The sequence below is a fragment of the Hyphomonas sp. L-53-1-40 genome, from assembly GCF_000682775.1.
Lineage (GTDB): Bacteria > Pseudomonadota > Alphaproteobacteria > Caulobacterales > Hyphomonadaceae > Hyphomonas.
Window position 1 is genome coordinate 605,499 of record NZ_AWFI01000012.1, and the last position, 11,793, is coordinate 617,291.

Consider the following 11,793-nt stretch of genomic DNA (forward strand, 5'->3'; position numbering starts at 1 on the left):
AGCGCTAGAACGGGATCTCGTCGTCGAGGTCCTGGCTGAAACTTTCCTGCGGACCGCTCATCTGGCGCGGCGCGCCAGCCTGCCCCTGATAGCCGCCGAAATCGTTGCCGGAAGACCGGCCACCGCCTTCATTGCGGCTGTCCAGCATGGTCAGCGTGGAGTTGAAGCCGCGCAGCACGACTTCAGTCGTGTAGCGGTCCTGGCCATCCTTGTCCTGCCATTTGCGGGTCTCGAGTTGGCCCTCGATATAGAGTTTGGAGCCCTTTTTGATATAATTCTGGACAACGCGGACAAGGCCCTCGCTGAAAACCGAGACGCGATGCCATTCGGTCTTTTCCTTGCGTTCGCCCGTATTCTTGTCCTTCCACGTCTCGGACGTGGCGAGCGAGAAGCTGGCGACCTGACCGCCATTCTGGAACTGGCGGACTTCCGGGTCCTGTCCAACATTTCCGACAAGAATGACCTTGTTCACTGATCCTGCCATGGTTCCAACTCCGCTCCGGTCTGTTTCGCTTTCGATTCGAATCCGCTTTTACTCTGCTCAAGGCGGTGTGTCGCCCGCTGCGGTGAAAATTCCCCCGCCTTCGGCATGAAAAAGCAGCGCCCGCTGTATGTTCACATTTTGTTCTTGTCGTCAAGCTGGACTCAAGGCACACATAGGACCTAGCAGATATTTAGTCCCGTTTCGCTGGCGAAACGAGCATCAATCCAGCAGAGAGCCCGTCAATGGCAGAGTCTCCCTTCATCCGCGTGCGCGGCGCCAAGGAACATAATCTCAAGAATGTCGACGTGGATATTCCCCGCGGCGAGCTGGTCGTGATGACCGGCCTGTCGGGATCAGGCAAATCTTCGCTGGCTTTCGACACGATCTATGCCGAAGGCCAGCGCCGTTATGTCGAGAGCCTTTCGGCCTATGCGCGCCAATTTCTGGAGCTGATGCAGAAGCCGGATGTAGAGAGCATTGAGGGCCTGTCGCCCGCTATCTCGATTGAGCAGAAGACAACCAGCCGAAACCCGCGCTCGACCGTTGGTACGGTTACCGAGATTTACGACTACATGCGTTTGCTGTGGGCGCGCGTCGGTATTCCTTATTCTCCCGCCACTGGCCTGCCCATCGAGAGCCAGACCGTCAGCCAGATGGTCGACCGCACAATGGACCTGCCCGAAGGCACGCGACTCTACTTGCTCGCCCCCATCGTCCGTGGGCGGAAAGGGGAGTACCGCAAGGAATTTGCTGAACTGCTCAAGAATGGCTACCAGCGCGTCAAGGTCGACGGTGAGTTTCACGAACTGGAAAATCCGCCCAAACTGGACAAGAAATTCAAGCATGACATCGACGTTGTGGTCGACCGGATCGTCGTGCGCGAGGGCATGGAACAGCGTCTTGCCGAGAGTTTCGAGACGGCGATCGGACTCGCAAACGGCATCGCTATCGGCGAATATGCCGATCTCGAAGAAGGCGAGACCGAGCCGAAGCGCATTACCTACAGCGCCAATTTCGCCTGCCCGGTCTCCGGCTTCACCATTCCCGAGATCGAGCCGCGCCTGTTCTCGTTCAACAATCCTTTTGGGGCCTGCCCGACCTGTGACGGTCTCGGACAGCAATTGAAGGTGGATGCCGGACTGGTTGTTCCGGACAAGGATCTTGACCTGCTGAATGGCGCAATCGCGCCCTGGGCCAAATCAACCTCACCCTACCAGACCCAGACCCTGCAGGCCCTGTCAGCGCACTACCGGTTTGACCTGAAGAAGCCCTGGAACAAATTGTCGGAGGACATCCACCAGATGATCCTGTTCGGCACGGGCGAAGAAGAAATCAATTTCGTCTACGACGACGGCATGCGCCGTTATGAGGTGAAGAAGACGTTCGAAGGCGTCATCCCGAACCTTGAGCGCCGCTATCGCGAGACCGACAGCCAATGGGTGCGTGATGAGATCGCGAAATTTCAGGCAGCTGCACCCTGCCCGGCCTGCGGTGGCAAGCGTCTCAAACCTGAAGCACTGGCAGTGAAGATCGACAGTCTCGACATTTCCGACGCCTCGGTTTTCTCCATCAAGGATGCTCACATCTGGTTTGGCAATGCGCACAAGGCGCTGACCAAACAGCAGAACGAGATCGCCGGACGCATCCTGAAAGAAATCAATGACCGGCTCGACTTCCTCAATGATGTCGGCCTGGAATACCTGACGCTCAGCCGCGCCTCCGGCACGCTGTCCGGCGGGGAGAGCCAGCGCATCCGGCTCGCCAGCCAGATCGGCTCCGGCCTGACCGGCGTGCTCTACGTGCTGGATGAGCCGAGTATTGGCCTGCACCAGCGCGACAATGATCGCCTGCTGGAAACGCTGAAACGCCTGCGTGACCTTGGGAACTCCGTGATCGTCGTGGAACATGACGAGGATGCTATCCTGACCGCCGACCATGTTATCGACATGGGACCGGCCGCTGGTGTGCATGGCGGCCAGATCATTGCCGAGGGTACGCCCGATGAAGTGATGGCCAGTCCGAAAAGCCTGACAGCAGACTATCTGAACGGCACCAAGGAAATCCCGATTCCGATGCGTCGACCGGTTGAGAAAGCCAAGCGCAAGGTGACCCTGAAGGGGGCCACCGGCAACAATCTGAAAAATGTCGACGCGACGATCCCGCTTGGCAGCTTTACCTGCATCACGGGCGTCTCCGGCGGCGGCAAGTCCACGCTGATCATCGAGACGCTTTACAAGGCACTTGCGCGCAAGCTGAATGGCGCGTCGAGCCCGCCACAACCGTACCAAAGTCTTGAAGGTCTGCAGCATCTCGACAAGGTCATCGACATTGACCAGAGCCCGATTGGCCGTACACCACGCTCTAACCCGGCCACTTATACCGGTGCCTTCGGCCCGATCCGCGACTGGTTTGCCGGACTGCCCGAGGCCAAGGCGCGCGGCTACGCACCTGGCCGGTTCAGCTTCAACGTGAAAGGCGGGCGCTGTGAAGCCTGTCAGGGCGACGGCGTCATCAAGATCGAAATGCATTTCCTGCCAGACGTCTATGTCACGTGCGAAACCTGCAAAGGCAAGCGCTACAATCGCGAGACGCTGGAAGTCCTGTTCAAGGGCAAGTCGATTGCCGACGTACTGGACATGACAGTGGAAGACGCCGCGAAATTCTTCTCCGCCGTGCCTGCGATTTCGACCAAGCTCGACACATTGAATCAGGTCGGCCTTGGCTATGTGAAAGTCGGCCAGCAGGCAACGACTTTGTCGGGCGGCGAAGCCCAGCGGGTGAAGCTCGCCAAGGAGCTCTCCAAGCGCGCCACCGGCAAGACGCTCTACATTCTCGACGAACCGACTACCGGCCTGCATTTCGAGGACGTTCGCAAGCTTCTCGAAGTGCTGCACTCCCTCGTCGACACCGGCAACACGGTCGTCGTGATCGAGCACAATCTGGATGTGGTGAAAACGGCGGACTGGGTGCTGGACCTCGGCCCTGAAGGCGGCGATGGCGGCGGCGAACTGGTCGCTTATGGCACACCGGAAGATATTGCTGCCTGCACCGACAGTTGGACCGGTAAACACCTCGCCGAGACGTTCCGACGTCAGGACGAGCGCCGCGCCGCGCGCAACAAGCGATTGCGAGCCGAAGGCACGAGCAAGGCAAAGCCTGCCGCCAAACCGAAGAAGGCCGCCGCAAAGGCGCCTGCGAAAGCCAAAGCTGCAGCTAGGCCGAAGGCCAAGGCCCCTGCAAAGGCCGCAACCAAGGCAACGCCAAAAGCAAAGAGCCCGGCAAAGCGGAAATCCCGCACGCCGAGCCCTGCCAAGTAATCGCCTGTCGCGCTAAACGAAAGTCTCGTTGATCGCCGCCGTGTCCGTCCAGTTCGGGTCGGTCTTCGCAGCCAATGCTGCGGGGCCACCGAACACATGCATCATGATGCCAGCCAGCCCCATATAGATCAGCCCGAAGAAAATTGCGGGAATGACGAATCCCGGCGATGCAAAGGCAGCGAGTATTGCGGCCGGATCGTCCGATCCGCTTTGCATGACCGGCATCAACGCCAGGACAGCGGTCACCGCGAAAACCAGATACAAGACAAAGATAATCGCCATCATGATCAGCGCCAGGATCAGCCAACTGCCGATCAACGTCCACACTTTGCCTTTGGTGACACGCCACGCGCTGCCGAACCGAATCTTGCGATCCCGAATGGTCATGGCGGCGGCGGGTGAGAAGCGCACAGCGACCCATATTGCGAAGACCATGTAGGCAAGCATGACGATCACAGCCACAGCTCCTGCGGCCATAACTCCGTCACCGCCTGCGGCAGCCCCGATGAGCATGGGGATCATCAGCAATATGAACATCCCTATATAAAGCAGGATCAGCAGACCGAACCAGAACAGGCCGACTACGAACAGGCGGCCTTCATCACCGCCAAGCTTCAGGCTGAAGCCGTCGGCGCGCATGTAGCGCCGCTGGCTGGCGGCTTCGAACATGATCCACATCAGGATACCAAAGACAAAAGAGACCAGATAGCCGAGCGCCACCCGGCCCATATTCTCCAGCATCACCTGATCCATCATGTCGGGATCTTCCATGACGATGGGATTGAACGCAGCACCATAGATGGGCGCCATGAGGTAGAAACTGAGCCCCTGCACAACAATTCCGATCAGTGCGTATGCCAACGCATATTTCCAGAGAAACCCTTTCGGTCCCCCGGTTTTGCGGAAGTGCCCCATCGCATTCCCGACTGAAAATTCCAGAGTATTCATCAGCTTGCCCTCTCTTCAGCTGAAAGTATCCACATGATACGTATCGTCCACACTGCCGCGCGGGTCATGCCTCGCCGCAAACGCAGCGGGCGCGCCAGCGACATGCATAAGCAGCCCCGACAGGAACAGACGCGCAATCAGGTAGATGGCCAACACCACGATAACCCCACTGCTCATGATGGCCGCGGCAATGTCATCGCCAGTCTGAACGTTCTCAAAGGCTGGCGCCATCATGAACATCATTGGCAACTGGAGCACTTGGTCGGCGATGCTGACAACGATTCCGCCCACAATGGTGAGGATGAGATATGCACCGAGGATTGGCCAGAACCGGCCACGTGACACGTTCCAGGCATCGAAGAACCGGAAAGCCTTGTCCTTTATGGTGAGACCGAAACACGGTGCCAGCCGCGTCGCGAAAAACGCGTAGACAAAGAACAGCACGAACCAGAGCCCAAATGCACCAAGCATCGTCCCAACCACGCTGCTTGCGATCTGTGACTCGGTAATGCCATCGGCCGCAAGCCCCACTGCCGTGGACACGGCCCCAAAGAGCATGAGCACCGGTACAATAATGAACAGGGTTTGCATCACGGCCCAACAGAGTCCGACCGCCATCGTTCGTATTTCATCCCCTCCGAAACCGAGGGAAAACCGCTCATCGCGAACATATCGCCGTTGCGATGCGGCTTCGAACATTGCCCAGATGATCCAGCTGCCGAGCATGGCGAAGACCGCCCACCCGACCAGGGGCTCCATCGCACCCAATATCGCGGCGAATACGGCTTGAGGGTCGCCGCGACCGACCGAGGCCTGTTCCAGCATTTCTATGGTCTGGAATACTCGTAAAAAATCGTCTTTGGCGAAAATCAGGATTGCCAAGCTGAACACGGTGAACACGCCAGCAAAGGCGAGGGGAAATATCCAGAGAAAGCTCCGCGCATGCGCCGCACGGAACGCGAACATCAACGCACCGTCAAATGAAAACCGGCTTGGCATGTGGCAGAGCCCCCCTGAACTGCTTATCAGGCGTCAGGATAGGACGATTTAGATGACAGGCGCAATCATTCGCTTGGCTCGGTGCCAGGATGCAGCTGGTGCAGGGTGGCCACCGCAAGGCCATGTCCGCCGAGCAGGAACGGCACCAGCAGTGCCATGCCAATCGCGCCTGACAGGAAGGCCCCAATGGCGCTATCGCCCCAGACATCCCGCAAGGTCCAGTTGATCAGAACCGCCACCGCAAATGGCAGGATATGTGTCGCCAGTCCCGCGAGGCCGAGTTTCACAGCGTGGCCCTTGGTCCACGGCCATGTGCGAAACACCAGTGTCTGGCCCGTCGCAACCGTCGCAGCGCCAACCAGCAACAGACGCAATGCCATGAAGAATAGTATGGCTGCACCCGCCAGACAGGCAAGGATCAGCACCGCGCCATAAGCGGTCGGCAACATATCGATCAGCGCGGCCTGCACGACTTCTGGCGGCGTCTCCGCATCAACATCCACTCGGCCGGAAGCCTTGAGCAGGATTCCGGGCAGGATCAGGAGGAAGAATCCGATGAAGACACCCACAAACAGAAACGCCACGTAGATCGCCAGGTTTGCATGGGCGAGCCGCAATCGGTCTCCCGTCCTTGTGTCCAGCATGGCGCGGTACACAACCAGTGAGAACTCGATGCCCACCACGAACACGACCAGCGCAGCAATGGCCGGAGCTGCATCGCCCATTGAAGATCCAGGCCCCACGGCGAATGTGTAAATACCGCCCGCAACAATCAGGGCCAGCATGATGACCGAGCTGGGCCGGGCCGCTTTCAGGGCAAGGGACCATGCCTCTGAAACAAGGCCTGGAATGGAGAGTTCACGAGTCATATCCGACTCCTTACACGCCTCATCGCGCGCTCGCCACGAGGAATCACGGCAAACGCCATCTTGACGGAGGGGCTGTCGCCCCGCACATCCGGCCCATGAGCATCAAACCCATTCATATCATCGGCGGCGGCATGGCCGGGTCGGAGGCCGCCTGGCAGGCCGCAAATGCAGGCGTTCCCGTCATCTTGCACGAAATGCGTGGCGTCAAAGGCACCGATGCCCACCAGACCGACAAACTGGCGGAACTGGTCTGTTCCAACTCGTTCCGGTCAGACGATCACGTCTCGAACGCCGTCGGTGTGCTGCATGAGGAAATGCGCCGCGCGAATGGCCTGATCATGCATACGGCAGCCGAGCACCAAGTGCCCGCCGGCAGCGCGCTGGCCGTGGACCGCGAAGGTTTTGCAGAAGCCGTCACTGCCAAGTTGGAAGCCCATCCGAACGTCACCATCATCCGCGAGGAAATCGACGGTATCCCGCCCGAAGACTGGGACAGCGTGATCGTGGCCACAGGGCCGCTCACTTCGCTCAAGCTTGCAGAGGCGATCCACGCGCATACCGGCGAGGATGACCTCGCTTTCTTCGACGCCATCGCGCCCATCGTCTATTTCGACTCCGTCGACATGACCAAGGCCTGGCGACAGAGCCGCTATGACAAGCCCGGCCCCGGCGGTGACACGGCGGCGTATATCAACTGCCCGCTGGATGAAGACCAGTACAATGCCTTCATCGACGCACTGATCTCGGGCGAGAAGACCGAGTTCAAGGAATGGGAAAAGAACACGCCTTACTTTGAAGGCTGCCTGCCCATTGAAGTCATGGCAGAGCGCGGTCGCGAGACGCTGCGATTCGGCCCGATGAAACCAGTCGGCCTGACCAATCCACACCAGCCGGACATCAAGGCGCACGCCATCGTCCAGCTACGCCAGGACAATGCCCACGGCACGTTGTGGAACATGGTCGGCTTCCAGACCAAGCTTAAGTATGGCGCGCAGACCGATATCTTCCGGATGATCCCTGGCCTCGAAAAAGCAGAGTTTGCACGGCTTGGCGGCATCCACCGCAACACCTTCCTGAACTCGCCGAAACTGCTCGACGAGCAACTCCGTATGAGGACCCTGCCACGTCTGCGTTTCGCAGGTCAGGTGACGGGTGTCGAAGGCTATGTCGAAAGCGCGGGCATGGGGCTGCTGGCCGGTCGCTTTGCCGCGGCAGAGCGCCTTGGCCGCCCGTTGGCACCGCCACCCGAGACGACCGCACTCGGCTCGCTGATTCGTCACATCACAGGCGGACACCTTGAAGGCAAGGCGACGTTCCAACCGATGAACGTGAATTTCGGCCTGTTCCCTGAGATCACCGACTTCCCCAAACACGGGCCCGACGGCAAGCGCCTGCGCGGCAAGGACAAGGGCCGCGCCAAGAAGCGCGCGCAGGCCGTACGCGCGCTGGAAGACTTTGATTCCTGGCTATCGGCCACCAGCCTGGTCCCGGCGGAGTAAACATGCGCCTCGCCGTCACAGAGCCCGGCGTGCCCGAGATATTCCATTCGCTTCAGGGTGAGGGCGTCTCGGCTGGTAAGCCGAGCGTGTTTGTGCGCCTGTCGCAATGTAATCTCCACTGTGTCTGGTGCGACACGGCCTATACTTGGAATTTTCAGGGGACGGAGTTTGTCCATCGCGACGACCTGCCGGGCGCCCCGAACAAATTCGACCGCACAGCAGAGACCGTCGATGTATCCGTGGATGCCCTGACCGAGAGACTGCTTGGCCAGAACTGTCGTCGCATCATCTTCACTGGCGGCGAGCCCCTGTTGCAGCAGCGCGACCTCGGCGAGCTGGTCCAAAACCTCAAGGCCGCTGACCCGGCCTTCTATATTGAGATCGAAACCAATGGCACGATCAAGCCCATTGGCCTTGCGGCGGAGTTGATCGACCAGTTCAATGTCTCGCCGAAGCTTGCCCATTCCGGCAATTCGGCCTCAATCCGTTTCAGGCCTGAAGTGCTCGACTTCTATGCGAGCGACCCGCGCGCGAACTTCAAGATTGTCGTGGCAAACCCTTCAGACCTCACGGAAGTTTACGCCCTTGTTGCGCAATCGGGTATGCCCGCCCATCGCGTATGGTTGATGCCTGAAGGCCGGACGCCAGCCGAACTTCGCGCGCGAGAAACCTGGCTTGCCGAAGCATGTCTTGAAGCTGGCTACAATTTCACTGACCGCCTGCACATCCATCTGTATGGCGATACGCGCGGCACCTGAGCCTTACTTGGCCAGCATCCACACAGCCATTGCGATCATCATCAGGTTTTCGGTCAGTGAGACGAAGCCCAGCGGCACATTGCTGTCCCCACCAACACAGGCGCATTTCAGGTCCCGCTTTTCAATGTAAACGGCGCGGAACACCGATACGGCACCGATCGTGCCGATGAACAGGGCGACCGGCGCTGCAAGGAAGATCAATGCGCCCGCAATCATCAGCACGCCTGCCAGAAATTCCGCAAACGGATAGATATAGGCATACCTGACCCATTTGCGTGCCAGCAGATCGTAGCCGAGAAACGAGTTCGAAAAGCTCTCAAGATCCCGCAATTTCTGGATGGCCAGGATGCACATGCTGATCGCGATAAACCATTCTGCTGCACGGATGGTCAGCACGCTCCCATAAGCGGCCCAGCTGACAGCTAGTGCCATCAGGGCGGCCGACACAAAGATGGCGACAACCGGCGTATAGGTCTTCTTGTCCTTGTCCTTTGCAGGCTGGCCGAAGAATTCCTTCAGCGCGTCATAGCCGCCGATCCGCTTTCCATCGATGAAGGTCTGGGGCGTTGTCTTCACACCATGTTCGCGCTTGAAGGCATCGGTCTCCTCGCGGCTGGTCAGGAGATGATCCTCGACCGGATACCCTTTTCGCTTCAGCAGCGCCCGGCTTTTCAGTCCGAACGGACAGACATGCGACGGTGTTTTCATCCGGTAGAGACGGGCGATGGGTTTGCTGGCGGACATGGATCACTCCTTTACGGGGCGGGCACAGGGCTGGGAATGACAAACCAACGTGTCACGGCGTGACGAGTTGCGTTCCGATCAGACCTTGCCGCTGCGGATCGCCTGCAGCACGCAGAGCCGTTTCTGAATGGCGTTCGGCGTCTTGCCCTCGGTGTAGAGTTTGCGCAGGCGAAAATGCGCGATGGCTGGCCGGATCGGCTTCGGCGCAGGCGGCAGGATCGGGCCGTATGCCTTGGAGTCAGAGCGGCGGGCGGCGGCAAAATAGGGCGCAACGTCCCGGATTTCCTCGGCCCAGCCATGCATAGGCGTCAGCACATGCGCTGCCGTCAGCGCCAGCCAGCCCTCCGGTTCAAGGGAGCGATCCTGCGCCTCGAATGCCGATTGGTAGCCATCAATGAGGTCCTGTAAGGCGCGTGCCTTCAAGCGCCCTGCCTCGATCTCTTCCTTCAGGGCCCGGGCGACGTCATGTTCGCGCACTTTGCCCGCCTCAATTTCGGAAATAGCATCCCGCCACCATTGGAACCGGATCAGGCCAAGGCCCTCTTCAGTAACCACCAGGCGCACCCGTGCCAGCTCATAGGCGAGTGCGTAAAGTGCCGTCAGGGCGTGCCGTTGATCATCTTTTGCATAGCGGCTGGAAATCCAGCGGTCTTCGTCCGCGCGCAGAATCCGCTTGTCGATCGCGGCCCATTGAGATTTGGAAAGAGGGCTGGTCTGGTTTGACATGCAACCCATATGTGGGAAGACGCGTAATTAGACCAGATACTTTGCTGCAAGAAAGGACGCCCAAAATGGCATTTTCCCTCCCTGATCTTCCATACGGACGCGACGCCCTGGCGCCGCACATCTCCGAGGAGACCTTGAACTTTCACCACGGCAAGCACCACGCCGCTTATGTCAACAACCTCAACGGCCTGATCGAAGGGACCGACCTCGAAAACGCATCGCTGGAAACCATCATCAAAACAGCCGCAGCCGACAGCGGCAAAGCTGGCCTGTTCAACAATTCGGCTCAGGTCTGGAACCACACCTTCTACTGGCACTCCATGAAGCCGGGCGGTGGCGGCAAGCCTCATGGCAAGGTCGCAGACCTGATCGACCGCGATCTTGGCGGGTATGACGAATTCGTCAAAGCCTTCAAAGCCGCTGGCGGTGGCCAGTTCGGATCTGGCTGGGCATGGCTCGTCTACAAGGATGGCAAACTGTCCATCACCAAGACACCCAACGCAGAAACCCCACTCACTGACGAGGGTGCGACGCCGATCCTGACCATGGATGTCTGGGAGCATGCATATTACCTCGACTACCAGAACAGCCGCCCGAACTATATGGGCGCTTTCCTGGACAATCTCGTGAACTGGGATTTTGCAAACCAGAATCTCGCTGACGCGGGCGCCTGATTTAGGGTATGGTCTCCTCGTCATATGGACGAGGGGACCGCCCATGTTTTGTACAAATTGCGGACAGAAGCTGGGAGATGGCCACCGCTTCTGCGCCAATTGCGGAACGGCTGTTACACACGGCGCGCACTCCGCCTCACCGGCATCCATCCCTGCACAGAATGTTGATCCCAGCGTCGATTGGCGCAATTCGATGAATGTGGGAGAGATCATCAACCATCCCGATGTTCGAGCACGAGTTGTCCAAGTCACCGGAGCGACACCACAAGGGATGACCGCAGAACAGTTCTTCAAATATGCCGAGCCCGTCATGGCGGCGGCTGGCGCGGGCGGGGTCCCGCTGGCCGCGATGAAAGACATCGCCATCCCGCTTTATGCCAAGCTCGGCCTCAAGATGGACCGCGAACTGTCGCAAGGCTTTCGCAACACGTTCGGCGAAACGCTCGCTGCCGTGGTCTGTTCGCTCGCCAGCCGCAGCCAGCCAATCGTGGATATTTCAGAGGCAGGCGATGGCTGCATCATCAATTCCAAAATGGCCTCTTCTGTCTGGTCCTGGGAAGGCAACATGATCATTACTTTGGAATCCCGTGAGGAAGGTACATTGCTGAAAGGCACGATTACCGTGCCCGGACAGGCATTTGATTGGGGCCGATCCAAGCGCGTGCTGCAAAATCTGATCGATGACGTCCAGCGCTATCGCGTCTGACCTGACGCTCTTGGGCGAAAGCTGGGCGCGCCCCCTTCCATTTGGTCGCAATTTGGCTTATGTGCAGCG

Annotated in this window: 11 protein-coding genes; 5 read left to right on the forward strand and 6 right to left on the reverse strand. The window is 59.0% G+C overall.

The window, feature by feature from the left end:
* Nucleotides 1–4 precede the first annotated feature (4 nt).
* A complete protein-coding gene (ssb, locus tag L53_RS08790; RefSeq protein WP_034814137.1) occupies nucleotides 5–484 on the reverse strand; it encodes a single-stranded DNA-binding protein in 480 nt (159 codons plus the stop codon).
* 242 nt (nucleotides 485–726) lie between these two features.
* On the opposite strand from ssb, the gene uvrA reads away from it, so the two are divergent.
* Complete coding sequence (gene uvrA / locus L53_RS08795; RefSeq protein ID WP_034814138.1) at nucleotides 727–3,801, forward strand: excinuclease ABC subunit UvrA; 3,075 nt, start codon at nucleotides 727–729, stop codon at nucleotides 3,799–3,801.
* 12 nt (nucleotides 3,802–3,813) lie between these two features.
* On the opposite strand, the gene L53_RS08800 is transcribed toward uvrA, so the two are convergent.
* The 3 genes from L53_RS08800 to L53_RS08810 all read right to left on the reverse strand — a co-directional run bounded on the left by L53_RS08800 (nucleotide 3,814) and on the right by L53_RS08810 (nucleotide 6,617).
* Nucleotides 3,814–4,749 carry a hypothetical protein gene (locus tag L53_RS08800; RefSeq protein WP_034814139.1) on the reverse strand — a complete coding sequence of 312 codons (936 nt, stop codon included), beginning with the start codon at nucleotides 4,747–4,749 and terminating at the stop codon, nucleotides 3,814–3,816.
* Nucleotides 4,750–4,764: 15 nt separating this feature from the next.
* Nucleotides 4,765–5,748 carry a hypothetical protein gene (locus tag L53_RS08805; RefSeq protein WP_034814140.1) on the reverse strand — a complete coding sequence of 328 codons (984 nt, stop codon included), beginning with the start codon at nucleotides 5,746–5,748 and terminating at the stop codon, nucleotides 4,765–4,767.
* A gap of 65 nt (nucleotides 5,749–5,813) precedes the next feature.
* Complete coding sequence (locus L53_RS08810; RefSeq protein ID WP_034814141.1) at nucleotides 5,814–6,617, reverse strand: hypothetical protein; 804 nt, start codon at nucleotides 6,615–6,617, stop codon at nucleotides 5,814–5,816.
* Between the two features lie 95 nt (nucleotides 6,618–6,712).
* Here L53_RS08810 and trmFO point away from each other — a divergent pair, with 95 nt between their 5' ends.
* Together trmFO and L53_RS08820 are read left to right on the forward strand one after the other, a co-directional pair.
* Nucleotides 6,713–8,116 (forward strand): methylenetetrahydrofolate--tRNA-(uracil(54)-C(5))-methyltransferase (FADH(2)-oxidizing) TrmFO, encoded by a 1,404-nt coding sequence (gene trmFO, locus L53_RS08815; protein WP_034814142.1) that lies wholly within the window; start codon nucleotides 6,713–6,715, stop codon nucleotides 8,114–8,116.
* Between the two features lie 2 nt (nucleotides 8,117–8,118).
* Nucleotides 8,119–8,874 carry a 7-carboxy-7-deazaguanine synthase QueE gene (locus L53_RS08820; protein ID WP_034814143.1) on the forward strand — a complete coding sequence of 252 codons (756 nt, stop codon included), beginning with the start codon at nucleotides 8,119–8,121 and terminating at the stop codon, nucleotides 8,872–8,874.
* Nucleotides 8,875–8,877: 3 nt separating this feature from the next.
* Here L53_RS08820 and L53_RS08825 read toward each other — a convergent pair whose 3' ends face one another.
* Together L53_RS08825 and L53_RS16375 are read right to left on the reverse strand one after the other, a co-directional pair.
* Nucleotides 8,878–9,618: a MauE/DoxX family redox-associated membrane protein gene (locus tag L53_RS08825; protein ID WP_034814144.1), complete on the reverse strand. Its 741-nt coding sequence runs from the start codon at nucleotides 9,616–9,618 to the stop codon at nucleotides 8,878–8,880.
* Between the two features lie 78 nt (nucleotides 9,619–9,696).
* Nucleotides 9,697–10,344, reverse strand: a complete 648-nt coding sequence (locus L53_RS16375) for a squalene/phytoene synthase family protein (protein WP_198019768.1) — start codon at nucleotides 10,342–10,344, stop codon at nucleotides 9,697–9,699.
* A gap of 65 nt (nucleotides 10,345–10,409) precedes the next feature.
* Between L53_RS16375 and L53_RS08835 the strand changes: the two genes are divergently transcribed.
* Nucleotides 10,410–11,018 (forward strand): superoxide dismutase, encoded by a 609-nt coding sequence (locus L53_RS08835; RefSeq protein ID WP_034814145.1) that lies wholly within the window; start codon nucleotides 10,410–10,412, stop codon nucleotides 11,016–11,018.
* A gap of 43 nt (nucleotides 11,019–11,061) precedes the next feature.
* Entirely contained in the window at nucleotides 11,062–11,724 is a 663-nt protein-coding gene (locus tag L53_RS08840; protein ID WP_034814146.1) for a zinc ribbon domain-containing protein, read from the forward strand.
* Nucleotides 11,725–11,793: the final 69 nt, after the last annotated feature.

Excerpts from the sequence above, each read along its gene's own strand:
- ssb (WP_034814137.1), bottom strand. The coding sequence starts at position 484 with ATGGCAGGATCAGTGAACAAGGTCATTCTTGTCGGAAATGTTGGACAG.
- uvrA (WP_034814138.1), top strand. The coding sequence starts at position 727 with ATGGCAGAGTCTCCCTTCATCCGCGTGCGCGGCGCCAAGGAACATAAT.
- L53_RS08800 (WP_034814139.1), bottom strand. The coding sequence starts at position 4,749 with ATGAATACTCTGGAATTTTCAGTCGGGAATGCGATGGGGCACTTCCGC.
- L53_RS08805 (WP_034814140.1), bottom strand. The coding sequence starts at position 5,748 with ATGCCAAGCCGGTTTTCATTTGACGGTGCGTTGATGTTCGCGTTCCGT.
- L53_RS08810 (WP_034814141.1), bottom strand. The coding sequence starts at position 6,617 with ATGACTCGTGAACTCTCCATTCCAGGCCTTGTTTCAGAGGCATGGTCC.
- trmFO (WP_034814142.1), top strand. The coding sequence starts at position 6,713 with ATGAGCATCAAACCCATTCATATCATCGGCGGCGGCATGGCCGGGTCG.
- L53_RS08820 (WP_034814143.1), top strand. The coding sequence starts at position 8,119 with ATGCGCCTCGCCGTCACAGAGCCCGGCGTGCCCGAGATATTCCATTCG.
- L53_RS08825 (WP_034814144.1), bottom strand. The coding sequence starts at position 9,618 with ATGTCCGCCAGCAAACCCATCGCCCGTCTCTACCGGATGAAAACACCG.
- L53_RS16375 (WP_198019768.1), bottom strand. The coding sequence starts at position 10,344 with ATGTCAAACCAGACCAGCCCTCTTTCCAAATCTCAATGGGCCGCGATC.
- L53_RS08835 (WP_034814145.1), top strand. The coding sequence starts at position 10,410 with ATGGCATTTTCCCTCCCTGATCTTCCATACGGACGCGACGCCCTGGCG.
- L53_RS08840 (WP_034814146.1), top strand. The coding sequence starts at position 11,062 with ATGTTTTGTACAAATTGCGGACAGAAGCTGGGAGATGGCCACCGCTTC.